The organism is Myroides sp. DF42-4-2 (genome assembly GCF_030326445.1).
In the GTDB taxonomy this organism is placed as follows: domain Bacteria; phylum Bacteroidota; class Bacteroidia; order Flavobacteriales; family Flavobacteriaceae; genus Flavobacterium.
In genome coordinates this window covers 57473-76406 of sequence record NZ_JACAKI010000002.1, presented here as the reverse complement: position 1 = coordinate 76406, position 18934 = coordinate 57473, and the positions used below count along the sequence as shown (strand labels likewise).

The following is an 18934-nucleotide window of genomic DNA, read 5'->3' as shown; positions in this document are numbered from 1 at the left end:
TTGTACTAGCTATAAAAGTAGGAAACTTTCTAGGATAAAGCAATTTTTACAGCGACAATAACCCTTCAATAGTTGATAGCTCAATATACTTATCAACGATAGCTTGTGCACTTGTCATATGCACTTTTATCGATACACTGGTAAAAGTTCCCTTGCTTGAGTTTCTGAAGTTTATTGCGGGATTCATACCGTCAAAAGCGCGTTCAATTTGTGCAATTTTACGCTCGTCAGCTGGGACAATAAACTTAAATAAGTATTCATTTGGCCACGTTCTTTCAAACTCTAGCTTCTCTTTTAAGCTCTCATAAAATTCTTTTGTCTTAGTATCCATAAAATATTTTAATGCAAATATACGTATTTTCTACCTTTTTTCAGGCTTTGTTGTTGGGGTGATTTGTTTGTTGCTTGTCCGTAAGTCGTTTGCTCTTTCCCACTTTAACCTTATCTTAATAGTAAAGAATCTGAGAAAAGTCGTGCTATCCCGACTTTTTGTTCTATTTTTGCCCCTTTCTTATTTTTAAGTAGAAATGAATACAAAACTCGTTTTAATAATCGGAGGCCCAGGATCTGGTAAGACAACCATAATCAATGAATTAATTGAGAAAGGGTATACGTGTTATCCTGAAATATCAAGGGAAGTTACAAAGAAGGCACAAGAAAAAGGAATTGATCAACTTTTTTTAACGGAACCGTTATTATTTAGTCAACTATTACTAGAAGGTAGAATAGATCAACATAAAAGTGCGGTTGCAGAAGACGCTAATCTCGTTTTTATCGACAGGGGGATTCCCGATGTATTGGCTTATATGCATTACAAAGGAGACGCCTATCCCGAAAGTTTTGACCAGGCGTGTAAAAATCACTTGTATCATCAAATTTTCTTACTACCTCCTTGGGAGAATATATACGTGAGTGATGATCAGCGTTATGAATCGTTTGAGCAGGCGAATCTCATTCACCGCTATCTCGTGGACACCTACAAGAGCTACGGATATGATTTGATTGAAGTGCCCCGAGAAACTATTGCGAAAAGAGTAGAATTTATCTTAGATCGAGTATAATATAAAAAAGGATTGTTGTTGCAATCCTTTTTACATTTTTGACTACCTTAGTCAAAAGCTAAACCTGCCCTTCTATGACAAAAAAGCCGATTGATATCCTTCAAAAATACTGGAAACACACTTCTTTTAGGGAGCCACAAGAAGAGATTATCACATCTGTTTTACAAAAAAAAGACACTTTTGCTTTACTTCCCACGGGAGGTGGAAAAAGTATTTGCTTTCAGATTCCCGCCTTGCTTCTTCCAGGTACCTGTTTGGTGATTTCACCACTCGTTGCTTTGATGCAGGATCAGGTCAACAACCTCAATGCACTCGGCATTAAGGCTGCCGCTATTGTTGGGGGAACTTCCATAACGGATATTGATGCGATTTTAGACAATTGCCTTTATGGGGATTATAAATTGTTGTACCTCTCCCCAGAACGATTGGAGCAAACGTGGTTATTGGAGCGCATAGAAAACTTAAAAGTGAGTGTAATCGCCGTAGACGAAGCACATTGTATTTCACAATGGGGAAATGATTTTCGTCCTGCTTATCTCAAGATCAACCAATTGCGAAAGCTATTTCCTTCCGCACCTGTTATCGCCCTTACGGGATCGGCGAATAAACGCGTCATTTCTGACATTTGCACCCATCTCGAACTCAAAGACGTAGCGCTATTTACCAAGAGTTTTTACCGCAACAACCTCATCTATGGCGTATATAAGGTTGAAAATAAAGAAGCTATCGTTGAGCGCATTTTACAAAAACACCCTTTTCCAGCGATCATTTACGTACGCAGTAGAAAAGAAACTCAACTATTGGCCCAACGTCTTAACCAAAAGAATTTTAACGCTAACTTTTTTCACGGTGGACTACATGCCTTTGAGAAGAAAAAGCGCTTAGAAGACTGGGTTGCTGAGAAAACGCCAATTATGGTGGCAACTAATGCATTTGGAATGGGAATTGACAAAAAAAACGTCCGCAACGTCATTCACCTCCAGCTGCCTGAAAATCTAGAAAATTACTACCAAGAAGCAGGTAGAGCAGGTAGAGATGAATCCAAAGCTTTTGCTTCTCTCCTTGTCTCGCCCAACGAACCAAAATCTGTAGCTGATTGGGCCAAAGAAAATCTCTTTGACAAGGATTTTCTAAAGTTAGTCTACCGCAAACTAAACAACTACTTGAGTATCGGACTCGGCGAGGGATTCAACACCGCTTATTCTTTTAGTTTTAATCAGTTTTGTCTGCAGTACAACTTCCCCTATACGCTCACCTATAATGTCTTGCAGTTTTTAGATCGCCAAGGAATTTGTAAGTTAACCCCAAATTCAAATAATAAAACGCAACTACAATTCATTGTTAGCAGTAGTGAATTGCTGGATTACGTCTATGACAATGAGCGACAAGAACAAGTATTGTTGCAGATTATCCGCCATTATCCGGGTATTCACGAATACAATACGCCAATTAACCTAGCCTATCTGAGCGAACAGACGGGTGAACCCCTGTTGTTTATTCAAGAATGTTTGCAACATTGGCATCAGGAAGCATTGTGTCTCTTTACCCCAGAGGAACACGACCTAGAGCTCACCTTTCTTGAAGCGTGGGAGGAGGACAAAACCATCTATAGGACGTTTCCCTTTTTGGAACAGCAAAATAAATTAAAACTAGACCAATATCAGGCCATTTACTTTTACGCACAAAATGACGATATTTGTAAAAACAAAATCATCTTGCGATACTTTGATGAAACCTTGGAGCAAGATTGCGGTAGCTGTTCCACTTGTTTACAGGCCCAACAAAAAAAGCCCCAAGTCAACATCTCTCAAGTAAAAGAACGCGTAGTACAGCATTTACAACACGAGCAAGCAGCCTCTGCCCTTGAGTTGGAAACAGCACTGAATCTTGCCCTGCCAGATCTTCTTCTGGTATTGCAGATATTGTTGGAACAACAGAAAATTAAACTGAATAATAAAAATCAATATAGCTTAGTATAATGAAAGACTTACGTATCATTTTTATGGGAACCCCAGACTTTGCCGTTGGGATTCTCGATGCGATGTATCAACATAACTTCAACATTGTAGCGGTGATTACAGCACCAGATCGACCTGCAGGAAGAGGACAAAAACTGAAGTATTCGGCAGTAAAAGAATATGCTTTAACTAAAGAGCTCCCTATTTTACAGCCAACTAATTTAAAAGACGAGGCTTTTTTAGAAGAATTAGCCTCCTACAAAGCCAATTTACAAGTAGTAGTAGCTTTTCGCATGTTACCTGCGGCGGTATGGCAGATGCCTGCCTTAGGTACCTTTAACCTCCATGCCTCACTCCTACCGGATTACAGAGGGGCGGCTCCAATCAACTGGGCCATCATCAACGGAGAGACCAAAACAGGCGTAACAACCTTCTTTATCGATGAAAAAATAGATACAGGAGCGATTATCCTAAAAAAAGAAACCCCCATTGGACCGAAAGAAAATGCAGGTGAGTTACACGATCGCCTGATGGTTTTAGGCGCCGAAACTGTAGTGGAAACCTTGCACTTAATTCAAAAGGGAGAGGTAAAAGTAGTACATCAACCCGCTGAAGACACAAAAACTGCGTATAAATTAAACCGAGACAACTGCAAAATCGATTTCAGTAAAACGGGAGTTGAAATAGAGCAACTAATCCGAGGGCTAAGCCCGTATCCAGCTGCTTGGTGCATGCTTGAAGACCGCGATTCTCAACAAGAATGGAACATCAAAATCTATGAGGCTCACTTCGAAGAAGAAGAACATCAACTACCTATAGGACAAATAATTACAACCAAAAAAACAATAAAAGCAGCAGTAAAAAACGGCTTCTTAAACCTCGTAAAATTACAATTACCAGGCAAGAAAATGATGTTAGCAAACGAAGTATTAAATGGACAAAATTTTAGCGAAAACACTATCGTATTATAAATGCTTTTCCCTTAATAGAATACTTCACATAGAACCTTAACACAAAAAAAGATATTCTAATTCGTTTTTTTTTTTGAAAAAGCTTGTTTTATAACTTTATAACCCTAAATTTGTAAGAAGAACGTTAATAAAGTTAACCTTTAAAAAAAATTATTATGAACAAAACAGAATTAATCGATGCTATCGCAAAAGATGCAGAGATCAGTAAAGTTGCAGCTAAAAAAGCTTTAGAATCTTTCTTATCTAACGTTGAATCTACTTTAGCTAAAGGAGACAAAATTTCATTAGTAGGTTTCGGTTCATGGTCAGTATCTGAAAGAGCTGCTAGAGAAGGAAGAAACCCACAAACTGGAAAAACAATCAAAATTGCTGCTAAAAAAGTAGTTAAATTTAAAGCTGGGTCTGAATTAGAAGGATCTGTGAACAAGTAATTACTGACTTTGTTTATGTAGATAAACACATCAAAATAGTAAAAAATTAAAAAAGTCTTATTATATTGTATAATGAGACTTTTTTTATGCCTATTCTATGACACAACACGAGATCAACAAAGGGGATTATTTAATTGCACTACCCTCTGCCTACAATCCCAATGATGTAGAATTTAATCAATCGGTGATTCTGTTAACAGATCACAATATCGATGGTTGTATGGGCTTTATTTTAAATAAACCAACTCCCTATATACTCAGTGAGCTTGTGCCCGAAAGCAATGGTGCCTTTACAGTGTATCACGGAGGTCCTGTAGAATCCGATCGCCTATTTTGCATTCACAAATGCCCCGATCTTATTCCTGATAGCATCGCAATTACGGATCAACTGTATTGGGGTGGTGATTTTAACAGCATCTTCTCCCATATCGAAACGGGACTACTCACCCATTTAGACCTGCGCTTTTTTATGGGATATGCCGGTTGGGACAACGGTCAGTTGGAAATGGAACTTTCCAATCAGCACTGGATCAAAACCCAATCCCTGCGCTTTAATCCCCTAGAACAACCTACTAAAACATACTGGAAACAAGCCCTACAAACACTAGGGAAAGATTTTAGCATCTGGTCGAATGCACCAGAAAACCCCAATTTGAATTGATTTTTTATTGGTGATGCGTGATACGTAAACCGTTAACTGTAAACAATATAACAAGAGATGGCTTGCAATTGCAAGCCATCTCTTGTTATATTCAGATAAATGTACTCATCTCCCTTTTCTCATCCCTCATCACCCAAAAAACTACATCAATCGAATTTTCGCATTTAAGCGATCCAATAACTCTTTAGACACTTGTGTGGTAAAAGTTTTCTTTCTGTATTTGGTTACAGGTTGGATTCCCACAATTACGTTGGTGATGAAGATCTCATCTGCTTTTTGCAATTCAAAAGGCGAGATCGGACTCTCCTCTAAGGTCAAATTAGGGTGTTTTGCGAGCAGTTCGATGATTTGCTTGCGCATTATACCTTTGACACAACCTTCGTCTAAAGGCGGGGTTTTAATTGTGTTTTGACTTACGACAAATAAATTTCCGTTGACTGCTTCGATGATATTTTTTTTATCATTGACCAACAAACAGTTTTGGTAGTCGTTTTCTGAGGCGAAAATACTAGCCAATACATTTACGGCGCGATTGGTTGTTTTTACGGTAGACAACAGATTGGCTGCCACGTAAAAATCTTTGTATAGTTCTACCTCATAGGCTTGGTCTTGGAAAGTGTATAAGGCTTCCTCCAATGCTTCTGCTGTAGCGACAAATCCGATGGTTTTATTTTCTTGAGGCAGGTACTTACCTGTTGCGTCGCGATAAACGGTTAGGCGTACGCGAAAAGCTTTTGCTTGACTTGCAGTAGCCTCTACTGTTTTTATTATTTCTTCTTGGAAGTTTTCTAAGGTAAAGTGCATGGGAATTTCCATGCGCATGATTCTCATGGAAGACATCAATCTAAAGTAGTGATCTTCAGCGAATAATACTTTTTTATCGAGAACTCGAACTGTTTCAAAAACAGCGTCACCATATAAAAAACCGCGGTTGTTTTCTATGGCTAAGTCTGTAGTAGAAACAAGTTTGCCGTTAACATTAATCATAGTTCTAATTTGTGATTACTATTAACGGCAAATATAAGTTATATTTTATGGAATCTAAGCAGATCCTAGGACTTGTTTTAAATCCATAATTTGATTTTCCCACAATTGTTTTGATTCATCTATTTCATCTGCTACCGCAAAATCAGTTACGATAATGGTGACATCTTTGGTCAACTCATCGCGTATTATTTTTATTTCAAAGTAGTACTCTGTGTCTTCTCCATCTTCATCTAACCATCTGTAACGCACTCTTTCGTCCGTTTTTCGCGTAACTACTCTTGCTTTTTCTTCTGAATCCCCCCATATAAAAGAATAAACCTCTCCTCTTGAATTCACGTTATCCGCAAACCATTCGCTTAATCCTGAAGGATCTGACACGTATTGATATAACAATTGAGGGGATGAATTTATAGAAAATTCTAACTCATATTTTTCTTTCATAGCTGTACTTAAAAAGTTATAATTCCTCGAATATAAACATATTTTGCTAATAAAAAAATATTTTTTAAGAAGGCTTCTCTTTGGTTTGTTTGAAAATTATAGTAACTTTGCACTCGCATTCCCAAAAAAGGAATAAATAACCGAAAAATGGCGAGGTAGCTCAGTCGGTTAGAGCGCAGGATTCATAACCCTGAGGTCACGGGTTCAACTCCCGTCTTCGCTACAAGCAAAAAAGACTTAATCGAGAGATTAGGTCTTTTTTTGTTTACACTTGTATGGTACGATTAAAAGGGCTGCGCTAGGTAGTGTACTTGCATCGTGTTCAAAATTTCAATTCCTGTATGGTACGATTAAAAGATTCAATTTCCGTTAACTATAAAGGTTGAAAATAAATTTCAATTCCTGTATGGTACGATTAAAAGTATAGAAGAGAAAAAGGAAGTCAGTTGCAATCTGCATTTCAATTCCTGTATAGTACGATTAAAAGAGGGGTTTTAAGACCTTTTAAATAGTGTTTAAACAGATTTCAATTCCTGTATGGTACGATTAAAAGAGCAGAAATTTTATCGTTTTTGAACATCCCTTCTGAATTTCAATTCCTGTATGGTACAATTAAAAGTTTCGAACAAGTATTCACAGAGCTTCTAGTGTCAAAATTTCAATTCCTGAATGGTACGATTAAAAGACAGCTGGTTACTTTAAAAAGAAAATACCTCGAGTAATTTCAATTCCTGTATGGTACGATTAAAAGTAGCTTTAATGGATTTGATACAATTCGGTTCAAAGCATTTCAATTCCTGTATGGTACGATTAAAAGCTATGTATTCAACATTTCTCAAATAGAAAATTTTGAATTTCAATTCCTGTATGGTACGATTAAAAGTTATTTAGGAGTTAACACGATCTTTCACGTACACGAATTTCAATTCCTGTATGGTACGATTAAAAGCTTCCTAGTAACAGTAATCAATTCAACTTAAGATTATTTCAATTCCTGTATGGTACGATTAAAAGGGGAGTTGATGACTTTGTCAGCTCACTTTTAACTAATTTCAATTCCTGTATGGTACGATTAAAAGTTACCATATTATTTACACCCTAACAATTTAGGATAATTTCAATTCCTGTATGGTACGATTAAAAGGAAACTACAAGAATCTAATGCAGAGATGGAGAAAGTATTTCAATTCCTGTATGGTACGATTAAAAGATTAACAAATAATGGTGTTAGAATATATTTTAATAAATTTCAATTCCTGTATGGTACGATTAAAAGGAGAAGATCACATCTACAATTAATCTGTTTCGTTTAATTTCAATTCCTGTATGGTACGATTAAAAGTCATAGTAAACAAATGGAGCTTGTTCAGTTTGTTGGATTTCAATTCCTGTATGGTACGATTAAAAGAATAGACGTTGGCTTGTATTTGAGGTCGAAAGCATATTTCAATTCCTGTATGGTACGATTAAAATATTTTAAAGTGTATCAATGAGCAATAGGGTAGATGTATTTCAATTCCTGTATGGTACGATTAAAAGATAATTTCGAGAAGAACGGCGATTTAAAAGCGTTCTTATTTCAATTCCTGTATGGTACGATTAAAAGTGGGAATCACTTTAAAAACATGGCGACACTATGGCTAATTTCAATTCCTGTATGGTACGATTAAAAGATTACTGCGAATAGAGGGAGCTTTACCGTTACCAAATTTCAATTCCTGTATGGTACGATTAAAAGTTATTTCGAAGAGTTAAAGTCCTTCAATCCTAACAAATTTCAATTCCTGTATGGTACGATTAAAAGCCACCTAGAGAAAGACGAAAGGCTCGGATTAGTGTAATTTCAATTCCTGTATGGTACGATTAAAAGTAGAATCAGAAGGTTTGGCTGAATACTGGAGAATTATATTTCAATTCCTGTATGGTACGATTAAAAGCCATCCCAATTAAAGGAGTATCTTTTTCAAAATAAAATTTCAATTCCTGTATCGTATGATTAAAGTAGGTTTTCAAACCCCGAGATTCATTCAATATGTCAAAGAGCTTTATATTTGTTTATAACTACTTACTCGATGCTCCATTAAACATCTTCACATAGGCTTCATGAGGAAATAGCATTGGGTTATTAATCAACATCAACACTTGATTTAATTGAAAAATTAAAGACAAGATTGTATTATCCTTTACTCCTAATTCTTCTAATTTTTTCTCTAATCGATTATCCTCATTAAACAAAGTTTTAGTACTTTCTATATCTAATCCATTAAATTTTAAAAAACAATCTTTTAATGTTTTTAATTCTTTATTCCATTCTACTTGTAAACCATCATTATTTCCTAATGCTTTAATAAACAAATCTAAAGAGTCTAGTTCTTTGAATTCATTTTCCAAACAACACAGTACTGTTATCGGTTTCGTTGCTTTTTGTGTTGTTGGAGTTTTTGATATAAAATTTACCATTCTAGCTATTCCACCTTCGACTGCACTTAACTTAGTAACAGATTGTAACCACCCTAAAACATTTGTTTTATTTAGGCTTCTGCTTTTACATTGAATCACCATCGCCACAGCTTCAATCGGTATAAAATATATGTTGCCATAATTGAATATATAAGGCGTGTATTGCTCATCAAAAACCGCTAAATCAACTTCTTTGGAAACTTCTCCTTTTGAATCAATTAAAAACACGCCTTGTCTAATTGCGAACTTCATCGGAATAATTTGTCTAAAAAAATCCATCCAAATCACCTCTCGATGATGCCCTGCTGTCAAGTGATGATTTTTTACCTCAAAATTCAACTGTCTTACTATTGATTTTTCTAGGTTCTTATAATTATCTTTAATATCTCCTATAACATTATCTATCATTTCTTTTCAAAATAAAAATCGTTATTTCTCCAACAAAACACACATTTACTTCCAACTTGTAAGGTATTGGGTTGTTCTTTCAATAGTGCTTTTGCTCCTTTTACTACATATATTTGTTCTTTTCCTTCCACATTTACGCGTACTTCTGAATTAGGCTTACCTATACTTTGTATAATTCCTTCAATTGAATTACCTGATTTCAACATTGATTCATCATAGGTCTTATCATTGACTTGTACATATTTACTCTTTGCTAAATCACTTATTCTAATCATACCCAAACACTGTCTATTAATATAGGAAATAGAGTTAGGATAGTCCTGATAATTTTTTCCTTTTTCACGCTGTAAAAACGTTCCAAACACTTGTTTAAATCCACCACCATTTTTTTCAAAATACTTTCGAATGGCTAATAATACTGTTGTCTTGTAGATTCCCTTATTCCCACCAACATACAAAATTGCCTCATTAGAGTTTATATGAACCTTAGGTATTTCTAAATTAAATCCACCTGTAAATTGCTGTAAACTATTGTGATAATAATTTAACACACTAAAGAAAACTGTTAGATTTTCTTGGTTACTTTGCATTTTAGATACGAAAAAATTAGCTTGATCAAATGGTTTCCAATCCAATTCTGTTTGATGTATACCCAAGGTAAAAGAAAGCTGTGCGCCTTCTTTAATGTATTCTTGTGTATGTAAATCCCAGTCCTCTACTTTATCATTCAAACTTTGTTTTACAACATTCGCAACAGCAATATTTTCAAATGTTAGCGAAGTTGAATCACTTACTAAAAGATGGCTTGATGGTTCATATAAATAGCCTTCACTGCTACCAAATGCTTTTTTTTGAACTTCATCAACAAAGTTTTTTATTAGCGCTTTTTTATCTCTTTCATTAAATGAATTTCTGAAACGAATTACAAATTTTTCAAGTTCCTTTTGCCCTGTCTCCTCTTTTTCTAACCAATAATATAAAAAGGCATTTTTTATAGCTCCTTTCAATGAAGATCCTGGTATATAGGCTTTTCCCTTCGACTTTATAATCGTCTTAAAACTCAGTGTTTTTTCTCCGCTAAACTCAACTTTTTTCTCACTGCTAATACGAGCTAATTTTTCTCTGGATTGTACAACCTGAATTAAAAAATCATCAACCCCATCTTTACCAGCTTTGAGAAGTTGGTGCTCATATCGATTCGCAACCACCTCATCTTCTGCTAAAAGCTTTTGAAATTCTTTTTCATCTACATAATGCAACACTTCATCCAATACAAAGTAATCTGCTAAAGGAGACAAAGTCTCACCATCATTAATTGCAACAGGAGATAATACTTCTATGTTTAAATTATATTTTGTTTGTATTGTCACTTTATTCTTCATCGACCAAATTATTAGATAATCCTATACAAAATGCCTTTCCATTGCGTAAATAACTCCTATTTTCCTCTATTGAAATATCGACTAAATGACCTGTTATACCTTTTTGCACAACTGCACCTTCATTTAACATTTCTACGGATTTTAAAGTTCCCTTGGTTGTTTCCCTTCCTCCTCTTATGGAATGCGTATAATAAGTTAATAACTCCATTTCTTCTTTCTTTGGAACGACTTTAGAAAGTGTCATCTGCACCCCAGCATGCTGTTGATCAAAAAAGCGTTTCGGTAAACTATGTATCGTTTCGATGGCATCAATTTTTCCATACCCACTGCTTCGTTCTCCTCCTATCCCGTTATAAGACAACAATTCCACAGCTAACTCAAAATCACTTTCATACTTTGAATCTAATACCTCATATAAAAAATAAAAATGGACTAGTAATCCATGCTCACTTAAATCTGAAATACTGATATAACTCACTCTAAATGGTCCACCCGTATTGATCGTTATTTCCTCTGACTTATTTCTAATACCTACATGTGTTGCAATGCCTTTGTGATATAACGATAGATCTTCTTCGTTTCCCCCTAATGTTGCAAGAGAACTTGGATCTATTGCAAAAGTAGAGTTGAGCGTCCAATCTCTACTTTTTTTATCCAACAAAGCAATATCGATAAACTTAATACGCTTTACCTGTTTAATCTTATCATACTCATTGATATCAACAGTATTCACACTATGTACAGGGCGGGGCAAGAAGAATACATACTGCTTCTCTGTATCTGTAGTTTTTTTATCTTCTAAACAATAAAATCCGGAAGATATTTTAATATCTCCATTTTCAAAACCCAAAATAAACTGATCAACTTCTTCCTTGCTCTTTACCGTGGATAAATTATGAATCAAGGCAGAAAACAACACATCGGAATGAACAAATTCATCTGTTTCTGTCAAGGAAGTATCACTATCCGTCATCGGTCTTCCAAAGTGAAATCGACTACTAGGTTTTAATTTTAAAAGCTTAGCCTTCATTGTGACAGGAATTAGTAAATTTAAAATCAAAGGAATGATCTACTAAACTTTTTTTCGCTTTATCAATTACTAAAAACTTAGTTATAACTACATGTGTCTGTACTCTACCATTTCCTCGTGTACCTCCTCCTCCAAGGTAATCTTCTTGCAATAATTCTAATCCTAAATCTAATAATGCTAAATGCTCCTTGGCAATTTCCAAATCATACACATCTAAGCAAAGATCCATTTCGAATACTGTATCAGGCAATACGCGTTCTATTGGTCGTGGAGTAGCCTTCCCTGTCACACGGTCAATGGTGTTCTCTGTCTTCTCTTCTGTTACCTCTTCAAAGCTGCTGCCTGCTTTTATAAAACTATCTCTTACCTTTAAAAGAGCTTCTTGTGCAGTTTTATCTTTTGAGGTTGGTGTAAATCCAAAAACACTTGCTAAATACCTAAATTCAGATTCGTTTGAAGACATTAAGTTTTTATCATCTTCTACATTCTTACTTCCAGCTGCTTTAGCCAAAAGTGATCTCAGCTTCCCTTTTAAACTACTCCCTGGGATATAAGGCGTATTAATATTCCCTTTTTTTATCTTGATTACAGGGTTATCTAATGCCCCAATATCAATACCCGATTTATTTCCACCTATAGCCAAACCAGTTAGCACCTTCAACTCTCCTTTTATTATAATTTTCCCTATTAATGGTTCCATAACTTTTTCTTTTTTTATTTTACAGCATAATACTTATGATACGCTAATACTGTTTCAATATACTTTTTTACAGCATCCAATTCCGCATCATTTTTCACCTCAAAAGCTACTTTTGACAAATGAAGAAGATACTCTTTCCCTATACCTGTAAGACGCCCCGCTGTATACATCAGCTTTGGTTTTATCATGTTCATTTGCTCAACTGTATCACAACTTTTAATCAAATCAAAAATATTGCGCATCTGAGTTTTAGATATGCTTTTCAATTTAGTTTGCACAAGTGTATCTAAACCATCTAGTAGAAATTTTTGATATTCACTAGTATCATTTTTTCTATTCAAAATCAATAGATTTTTATCATCAAACGGATTTACTCTCTCCTTGCTGTAATATTTCTTTTCTTTTTTATTATTCTCTCGTGTCATAGTTTAATTTGGCTTTTGTTAATAGTTCAGTTACTCGTGCAATAGCAGGATAAATAGCTACATTATAACTGTATTTTGTTTTTTCATTTAATAAATTAGCTTTCAATGTTTCATAGTAAGGATCAAATAGCTGATCAACGATAGTCCCCAGGCTTTCAGCATTTTTACTTAAATAATATTTAAGCTTATAGATTCGATCAAAATCTGCTCCATTTGTATTTTGCAATGCATTAAATCCCTTAGCACTCTTGCGTATTTTATCTAGATAAGCTCTACTTATCTTATTAACTTCCATTTCTTTAGCTAAATTCTTACTCACTGTAACAATATGGCTAAATTCTTCCCATGTAAAAGTCAAATCAAAAATTGTAATCTTATTCTTTCCATTATTTTTAGCTTTTGCTAAAGCCTCCTCTGCTAACTCTGAAAAGGAACTCACAGGATAAGTAGGGTCAACCAATACAATACCTGCCGAAATAGTTAGGCCTTCTCCGTTTTTTAATTCTATTTTTTTGGCAATTTCATCGATAAATACTTGCTGAAAATCAAGAGCAAAACAAAGTACAGCATCCCATGAACCAATAACAAAGCAATCATCTCCTCCTGAAAATATCGGATACACATTAGCATTATATCCTTCTTCTATATCATTAATTTTGAATGTTTTTTTATTAAACAGTGTTTCGAAGAAGTATTCATTAAAGAAATCAGATAGTTGTTGCGAATATTGTTCGCCTTCTTTTTCGTTTACTGTTTGTCCAAATAACTTCCCTAAATTATCAACATCTAATTTGAGAACTGCTATTTTACTAGTACCTGTTCTATGTTTTGCAAAATCACCAAACCCATCAAAATCAACTACATCTTTTGCTTCTAATTTTAGAGCTCCTGTATAGTCTAAAGCATTCGCGATTCTTACTTGTTGATACTCTTTTAATGCAGAATAATTATCCCATATAGGTATATTACTTTCTAATGAATTTGCATATACAGTAAACTTATCGATATAATCAAATAACGATGTATTAGCCTCAATTTCAAAAATTTCTTTTAAGCTGTCATAAATTGGTATCGTTTTTTTTATTTTCAGTTGTTCCAATAGTTGTTCTATCCTACTATCATTTTTATTTTCTCTTTGCTTAACTCGAAAAAAAGGTTCAAAAAAATGTTCATTAGTACTACTATACATTAACTTCTTTATATTGACTTCTTTTCGCAAATCTGACCACGTTTTTCCAAAATCAGTAATATCTAAGGGTACATATGCCATATTCAGATACAAACCATAAGATGAAAATATCGTTTTTACTTCTAGCTCCACTGTTCGGAAAAAATCTTCTATAGAAATCTCATTATCAAGTTTAAAACGAATATAAAAAACGCCTCCTCCTTCATAATAAATCTTTGCATCAGGTAATTTCTTCACCGTATATTGACAAGCCATAAACCCTACTAATTGTATATAATATGACCTTGCTTTTAGAGCTTTAGCAGCCCCTTTTGATTTTACATTGAAGATAAATTCCTGTATTCCAGAAAAATCTCCTTTTACTAAATATCTCATTATCTATTTTTTCTCTTCAACAATTTCTAAAAAACCCATACCAAGGGCGTTGTACAACCCTCCACCTGCATTGAGTAGAAGTTCTACAAATCGTCGTTCTGCTTTTATATCCAATTTAAACTTGACATATCCTCTTATCTTTGTTTCTTCTTTTGTATCACTTTTTACTGTAATTAGTCGAGAGCGACTGGGGTGATTGTAAAAAACAACTGATGCCAATAGCAACGCACTAGATGCCAATTCATCCCCATAAGCAGCCTTAATCTTTTCTCTCCAACTGTACAAAAACATTTCAATGTATCTGGGGTGTTCGGGATCTAAATAATCGTATTTCCACATCTCGTGTTTCAATCCAAGGACTAAAGGAGATTGGGGTCTAAGGACAACGTTTATAATTTCATTTTCCTTATAGTTTGACAAGCTCATAGCTACACTTTCAATGGTTTTAACCCTAAAATCTTGTTGAGATTTCTTATCTGCAATTGTAATTTTTTCAGAAGCAAATAATCCTTGTACAAAATGTTGCATGGCCTCTGGCAAATGAAAAGACACCTGCACTTCTACTTCCGCTTGTTGAAGTAGTAATCGATCGCCTTCAATTTGAAAAGGAGTTTTTATATCGCTGAAACAGAAAAATTTAAATCCTTTACCATACCCTTTTTCATGCAAAAAAGAAGCATAATCCCTACTTCCTTTGCTGATAATCTTATAAATAGCAGCAGATAGTGGATATTGATAATTAATAGGCAATACCCGCTCACCTCCAATAGCTTCTAATTTTATCTTAAATCGCATATTCTTATTCGTTACTTCATAAACATACTAAAAAAAACAAAAGCTTTTACTTAATTTAAATAAAAAAACGCCACTAATTACACTAGGGCGAAACACATATAAAACAAAGTAGTACAATAAATAAGCAGCTGGTTTTCGAACTAAATTTAAACCTTTCTTTGTGTTTAATTCCTCTTCATCCACCCTCCTATTTCCTTCTTTGTCTTTTTTGGCACTGGATGACCGCCCCAACTGGCAGGACCTGTTTGCTCCCAAGCGATATCATGAGTAAAGATCATCTTGATATAGCCCCAAATGGATAAAGAAAGTACGAGGATAAAGAAAACGAGAAGAGCTGTCACAAAAAAGGGCACTTTATTTCCGTAAAATAAGGCATAGATTAGCAATCCATCAAAGAGGATCATCAGCAGAGGAATAAAAAAAGTAACCCCGATAAACTTAGCTCGCTGGAAGTAATTGGTCATGTCGTAATTCATTGCGTATAGCAAAACACCCCAGAAGACGAATACTAAAGTGACCATAAAAATAAGCGCCCCTACAAACAGCGCCAATGCCCCAAATCCAAAACTCATGCCCTTTTGTGTCACCTCGTCATAATACACGGTAACAAATTCCCCTATTGTTGGTTTACTACTGGAGGAATAGGATACGGTATGCTCCACCAACTGACCAGACGCAGTTGTAAACTCAAGCGTTGGCGTAAACATTGTGGTTGTGGTACCCGCATCGCTATCGTGACTTTCATAGGTGGTATACGATATGACTTTGGCTGGATAGCGTTGACCATGCAGCAACAGTTGGGTTGATTTATAGAGGGACGACCCCACCCCTATAGCACTTCCAATGGCAAAAACCATCAGAATAGTAACCACGAGAAAAACATAACCAAACCCGAGACATCCCAACGATTCCTTGCCAGATTGCACGCGTCTTTGTCCAATTTTATAGGTAAGTAACAAGCCTACAAGCAGTGCTACAACTCCACTCCACCCATAGGTAGTTAAGGCAAGCGGAACTCCATGAAATAAAAGCATACTCCTTGATTTTTCTTTTATTTATAACGGGAAGTCTCATGTTTAAACGTTCGCTTCTCTCGTTGAATCAAATCGTTATCGTGTTTACTTGCAGTATCGACTATAGTTACACTGTTATCCAAAACAGTAGTTGTATTTTCATATTGGGTTGTATTTCTCGGCATTTCGGGTTGATTGCCCCAATATTTTCGCGCCTTTTGTATACGCGAAAGCACCACAATTAAAGAGTAAAGCCCATAAACGGCTAAAAAAGCAATAAAAAAAGTTTGCTCTTCTTCGTATGCAAAAATTCGGTATTGATAAAACACAGCAAGTACATAACCAAAAGTGAGTAAACGAAGGGGTTTTAGTAAAAGCCCCAAGGCTATTTTGCTGTTTCGAACTGCTTTTATAGTAGTATTAGAAACAAGTACGAGAAACGACAACAAAAGAGAAATTAGCAATCGAAGCACAAAAAAGCCAACCAAAAGGATCGCATAAGCAATTCCCAAATCTTCATAGGTGATCCAAAAAGTTGCCCCTGTTTCATCCATCAAAACCACTTGATCACCTTGACTAAAATAGTCCATGGTTAGATCACTCACTCGATCAGCCACAATACCCCACGGAGATCCGTCCTCTTTTTCAAAAGTAATACCCCAATGGTTTTGCCCATAAGGATCTCGTAGCTGTTCAAATTTCCCGGTATATGGTTCTCCATTGAGGAGTGCAGTTGCCATTTGCAAGGGAATACGCCCTATAGAAGACAATAACGAACTCCCATACGACAGGAAGACCAGCACAATAACAATAAGGAAGAAATTAATTCCTTTTCCTTGGTTCTTACTCATAGCACTTATTTTTTCTTTTTCATTTGGAGGCAAACAAATGTGATGCTTCCTCTCTGCAAGGTAACACAATAAAAAAATATATTTCCATATTCTGCCAAAAAGGCAAAAAAAAGAGGCTGTTTACCCTCTTCATTCGCCTTTAGAAAACCAAGGACTACTTTACAATTGACCATAATCATTCACGAACGAGACACAACCCCTGCGCTATGACCTAGGATTAGCCACTATTGTTGTACCGATGCAGCGGAATGCGTGCAAGCGACCATGCTTGAGCAACAACAAGGACCAAGATTCCTTAGCGCATGCCAATGTAAGGCTGTAAAGCCTTTGGTCCACAGCACAAAAAACCCCACCTAAAAAATAGATGGGGTTATATTTGTTAGTCTTTTTAGACAGCCTTTTTAAGTGTAATAGAATAGTTTAAATTTATTTTACTCTTCTTTGATAAACGTCAAAAACTCGTCATAATACTGCGCCAATAAGATTTGATATCCCTCGCTTCGATCTACCTTTATTTTATCAGTATCCGGTTGAGAAACAAAATAGATGACAAAAGCATCTAGGTGATATTCAGGAATACCTAAGTCTTTCATTAGATCTTCTCTTGGATATTGTTTGTAAAACGAGGCCATATTCATTTCAATACGCTCGTATTCGATCATTTGTAGATCGCGTTTTCGCGTTCCGTTGAGTCGATTGATGATTGCATCGATGGTAATTCCCATTTTTAAATCGCTTGTTGCCATGAATACGCGATTATTTCTATTGTATCGCTTCTCTGCGGGAGTCAATTTTTTAGTTCCGAAATCCATCTCACCTTCCCCAAATTCTTTCTTTACGATGATAATCTCCTCCAATTTTTGTCCAGGTTTTACCAAAACAGGTGTAATGCGTTTGGTTTCCAAATCTCCCTCATCGATCACATACAACATCGTAGCACTATATTCACTGGAGAAACGAAGGGTATCTCCCAAATGGGTTTGAATCAAGAAATATCCGGTTTGATCGGATTGAGTTTTTTCTTTCGTATTTTTATTTTCGATGGTAACTGGAACAATTTGTCCATTATACAATCGAACGCGCCCATCTAGTAAAGTAGCTCGTTGAGCATAAGCGCTCATGCCGATACACAACAGACTCAATAGTGCCAATAGCTTTTTCATAGTGTTTTGGTTTGTTTGGATAAAGATATAATTACTTCAAAGAATAAAAAAAATTATTCCTCTGCCATCTCATTTATTTTCTCCAACACATAGGCAGGAGGTACAGTAGGGCGTCCCGTTTTCATATCGACAAACACCAACATGGAATATCCCGTTGTTAATAACTCCCCTTGTTGGTTAAAGATTTCATAATCGAATTCTATTTTAACGCCTGTGCACTGTTTAAAAATAGTGCGAACACAAAGGTCTTCATCGTATTTTGCTGGCTTTTTGTAGTTCATAGTTAGTGACACAACGGGCAACATAATCCCCAATTCCTCCATTCGTTTGTAGGAAATTCCCAAATTGCGCAACCATTCAACTCGCCCAATCTCAAAGTATTGCGCATAGTTCCCATGATATACAACGCCCATCTGATCTGTTTCAGCATAACGCACCCGTACGGTGTAATCGAATTTTTTCATATTCCTTTTAATTATATTTGACTAATTGAATTATAAATGTACTTACCATTTTTTTTTGAAAATTACAATGACCTAATCGTTTTTTTATCCCAAAAATTGTTCACATATTTGCCATCTGATTCGACACCGACATCAATCCAAAAAACATTCAAAAATAGTAACTGTTTTT

General features: G+C 35.5%; 19 protein-coding genes, 1 tRNA gene and 1 CRISPR repeat array. Of the genes, 6 read left to right on the top strand and 14 right to left on the bottom strand.

Annotated elements, in window-relative coordinates; translation table 11 throughout:
- Positions 1–46: 46 nt before the first annotated feature.
- Positions 47–331: a DUF493 family protein gene (locus tag HX062_RS03130; RefSeq protein ID WP_182626233.1), complete on the bottom strand. Its 285-nt coding sequence runs from the start codon at positions 329–331 to the stop codon at positions 47–49.
- 196 nt (positions 332–527) lie between these two features.
- On the opposite strand from HX062_RS03130, the gene HX062_RS03125 reads away from it, so the two are divergent.
- The 5 genes from HX062_RS03125 to HX062_RS03105 all read left to right on the top strand — a co-directional run bounded on the left by HX062_RS03125 (position 528) and on the right by HX062_RS03105 (position 5082).
- Positions 528–1061, top strand: coding sequence for an AAA family ATPase (locus HX062_RS03125; protein ID WP_182626234.1), 534 nt, complete (start codon positions 528–530; stop codon positions 1059–1061).
- Between the two features lie 74 nt (positions 1062–1135).
- Positions 1136–3040, top strand: a complete 1905-nt coding sequence (locus HX062_RS03120; RefSeq protein WP_286466378.1) for a RecQ family ATP-dependent DNA helicase — start codon at positions 1136–1138, stop codon at positions 3038–3040.
- Entirely contained in the window at positions 3040–3990 is a 951-nt protein-coding gene (fmt, locus tag HX062_RS03115) for a methionyl-tRNA formyltransferase (protein WP_286466376.1), read from the top strand. The genes HX062_RS03120 and fmt overlap by 1 nt, the downstream gene beginning before the upstream one ends.
- Before the next feature lie 155 nt (positions 3991–4145).
- Complete coding sequence (locus tag HX062_RS03110) at positions 4146–4421, top strand: HU family DNA-binding protein (protein WP_002986040.1); 276 nt, start codon at positions 4146–4148, stop codon at positions 4419–4421.
- A gap of 97 nt (positions 4422–4518) precedes the next feature.
- The gene (locus tag HX062_RS03105; protein ID WP_286466375.1) at positions 4519–5082 is read left to right on the top strand and encodes a YqgE/AlgH family protein; all 564 of its coding nucleotides are present in this window, start codon (positions 4519–4521) and stop codon (positions 5080–5082) included.
- 141 nt (positions 5083–5223) lie between these two features.
- Here HX062_RS03105 and HX062_RS03100 read toward each other — a convergent pair whose 3' ends face one another.
- Both HX062_RS03100 and HX062_RS03095 read right to left on the bottom strand, forming a co-directional pair.
- Positions 5224–6069: an aminotransferase class IV gene (locus HX062_RS03100; RefSeq protein ID WP_286466374.1), complete on the bottom strand. Its 846-nt coding sequence runs from the start codon at positions 6067–6069 to the stop codon at positions 5224–5226.
- Positions 6070–6123: 54 nt separating this feature from the next.
- Positions 6124–6510 (bottom strand): START-like domain-containing protein, encoded by a 387-nt coding sequence (locus HX062_RS03095; RefSeq protein WP_182626239.1) that lies wholly within the window; start codon positions 6508–6510, stop codon positions 6124–6126.
- Positions 6511–6659: 149 nt separating this feature from the next.
- On the opposite strand from HX062_RS03095, the gene HX062_RS03090 reads away from it, so the two are divergent.
- Positions 6660–6733: transfer RNA gene (locus HX062_RS03090), tRNA-Met, on the top strand.
- 104 nt (positions 6734–6837) lie between these two features.
- Positions 6838–8513: direct repeats of the CRISPR family, unit length 30 nt; unit sequence ATTTCAATTCCTGTATGGTACGATTAAAAG.
- Between the two features lie 58 nt (positions 8514–8571).
- Here the strand turns inward: HX062_RS03090 and HX062_RS03085 are convergent.
- The 11 genes from HX062_RS03085 to HX062_RS03035 all read right to left on the bottom strand — a co-directional run bounded on the left by HX062_RS03085 (position 8572) and on the right by HX062_RS03035 (position 18765).
- The gene (locus tag HX062_RS03085; RefSeq protein ID WP_286466373.1) at positions 8572–9378 is read right to left on the bottom strand and encodes a DUF6602 domain-containing protein; all 807 of its coding nucleotides are present in this window, start codon (positions 9376–9378) and stop codon (positions 8572–8574) included.
- Positions 9375–10760: a type III-A CRISPR-associated RAMP protein Csm5 gene (gene csm5, locus HX062_RS03080; protein WP_286466372.1), complete on the bottom strand. Its 1386-nt coding sequence runs from the start codon at positions 10758–10760 to the stop codon at positions 9375–9377. The genes HX062_RS03085 and csm5 overlap by 4 nt, the downstream gene beginning before the upstream one ends.
- Positions 10750–11790: a type III-A CRISPR-associated RAMP protein Csm4 gene (csm4, locus tag HX062_RS03075; RefSeq protein WP_286466371.1), complete on the bottom strand. Its 1041-nt coding sequence runs from the start codon at positions 11788–11790 to the stop codon at positions 10750–10752. The genes csm5 and csm4 overlap by 11 nt, the downstream gene beginning before the upstream one ends.
- Positions 11780–12490 (bottom strand): type III-A CRISPR-associated RAMP protein Csm3, encoded by a 711-nt coding sequence (csm3, locus tag HX062_RS03070; RefSeq protein ID WP_286466370.1) that lies wholly within the window; start codon positions 12488–12490, stop codon positions 11780–11782. Before csm3 ends, csm4 begins: the two co-directional genes overlap by 11 nt.
- 14 nt (positions 12491–12504) lie before the next feature.
- On the bottom strand, positions 12505–12915 hold the full coding sequence (csm2, locus tag HX062_RS03065; RefSeq protein WP_286466369.1) for a type III-A CRISPR-associated protein Csm2: 411 nt from the start codon (positions 12913–12915) through the stop codon (positions 12505–12507).
- Positions 12899–14479, bottom strand: coding sequence for a type III-A CRISPR-associated protein Cas10/Csm1 (gene cas10 / locus HX062_RS03060; protein ID WP_286466368.1), 1581 nt, complete (start codon positions 14477–14479; stop codon positions 12899–12901). Before cas10 ends, csm2 begins: the two co-directional genes overlap by 17 nt.
- A gap of 3 nt (positions 14480–14482) precedes the next feature.
- On the bottom strand, positions 14483–15274 hold the full coding sequence (gene cas6, locus HX062_RS03055; protein ID WP_286466367.1) for a CRISPR-associated endoribonuclease Cas6: 792 nt from the start codon (positions 15272–15274) through the stop codon (positions 14483–14485).
- 164 nt (positions 15275–15438) lie between these two features.
- The gene (locus HX062_RS03050) at positions 15439–16308 is read right to left on the bottom strand and encodes a DUF3592 domain-containing protein (RefSeq protein WP_286466366.1); all 870 of its coding nucleotides are present in this window, start codon (positions 16306–16308) and stop codon (positions 15439–15441) included.
- Between the two features lie 17 nt (positions 16309–16325).
- Positions 16326–17138 carry a hypothetical protein gene (locus HX062_RS03045; protein ID WP_182626243.1) on the bottom strand — a complete coding sequence of 271 codons (813 nt, stop codon included), beginning with the start codon at positions 17136–17138 and terminating at the stop codon, positions 16326–16328.
- A gap of 431 nt (positions 17139–17569) precedes the next feature.
- Positions 17570–18301, bottom strand: a complete 732-nt coding sequence (locus HX062_RS03040; RefSeq protein WP_182626244.1) for a hypothetical protein — start codon at positions 18299–18301, stop codon at positions 17570–17572.
- Between the two features lie 53 nt (positions 18302–18354).
- Complete coding sequence (locus HX062_RS03035; protein WP_182626245.1) at positions 18355–18765, bottom strand: acyl-CoA thioesterase; 411 nt, start codon at positions 18763–18765, stop codon at positions 18355–18357.
- Positions 18766–18934: the final 169 nt, after the last annotated feature.

Coding starts and splice junctions, on each gene's coding strand:
- HX062_RS03105 (WP_286466375.1), top strand. CDS start 4,519: ATGACACAACACGAGATCAACAAAGGGGATTATTTAATTGCACTACCC.
- HX062_RS03040 (WP_182626244.1), bottom strand. CDS start 18,301: ATGAAAAAGCTATTGGCACTATTGAGTCTGTTGTGTATCGGCATGAGC.
- csm5 (WP_286466372.1), bottom strand. CDS start 10,760: ATGAAGAATAAAGTGACAATACAAACAAAATATAATTTAAACATAGAA.
- cas6 (WP_286466367.1), bottom strand. CDS start 15,274: ATGCGATTTAAGATAAAATTAGAAGCTATTGGAGGTGAGCGGGTATTG.
- HX062_RS03110 (WP_002986040.1), top strand. CDS start 4,146: ATGAACAAAACAGAATTAATCGATGCTATCGCAAAAGATGCAGAGATC.
- HX062_RS03050 (WP_286466366.1), bottom strand. CDS start 16,308: ATGCTTTTATTTCATGGAGTTCCGCTTGCCTTAACTACCTATGGGTGG.
- cas10 (WP_286466368.1), bottom strand. CDS start 14,479: ATGAGATATTTAGTAAAAGGAGATTTTTCTGGAATACAGGAATTTATC.
- HX062_RS03035 (WP_182626245.1), bottom strand. CDS start 18,765: ATGAAAAAATTCGATTACACCGTACGGGTGCGTTATGCTGAAACAGAT.
- HX062_RS03120 (WP_286466378.1), top strand. CDS start 1,136: ATGACAAAAAAGCCGATTGATATCCTTCAAAAATACTGGAAACACACT.
- HX062_RS03125 (WP_182626234.1), top strand. CDS start 528: ATGAATACAAAACTCGTTTTAATAATCGGAGGCCCAGGATCTGGTAAG.
- csm2 (WP_286466369.1), bottom strand. CDS start 12,915: ATGACACGAGAGAATAATAAAAAAGAAAAGAAATATTACAGCAAGGAG.
- HX062_RS03095 (WP_182626239.1), bottom strand. CDS start 6,510: ATGAAAGAAAAATATGAGTTAGAATTTTCTATAAATTCATCCCCTCAA.
- csm3 (WP_286466370.1), bottom strand. CDS start 12,490: ATGGAACCATTAATAGGGAAAATTATAATAAAAGGAGAGTTGAAGGTG.
- HX062_RS03045 (WP_182626243.1), bottom strand. CDS start 17,138: ATGAGTAAGAACCAAGGAAAAGGAATTAATTTCTTCCTTATTGTTATT.
- csm4 (WP_286466371.1), bottom strand. CDS start 11,790: ATGAAGGCTAAGCTTTTAAAATTAAAACCTAGTAGTCGATTTCACTTT.
- HX062_RS03085 (WP_286466373.1), bottom strand. CDS start 9,378: ATGATAGATAATGTTATAGGAGATATTAAAGATAATTATAAGAACCTA.
- fmt (WP_286466376.1), top strand. CDS start 3,040: ATGAAAGACTTACGTATCATTTTTATGGGAACCCCAGACTTTGCCGTT.
- HX062_RS03130 (WP_182626233.1), bottom strand. CDS start 331: ATGGATACTAAGACAAAAGAATTTTATGAGAGCTTAAAAGAGAAGCTA.
- HX062_RS03100 (WP_286466374.1), bottom strand. CDS start 6,069: ATGATTAATGTTAACGGCAAACTTGTTTCTACTACAGACTTAGCCATA.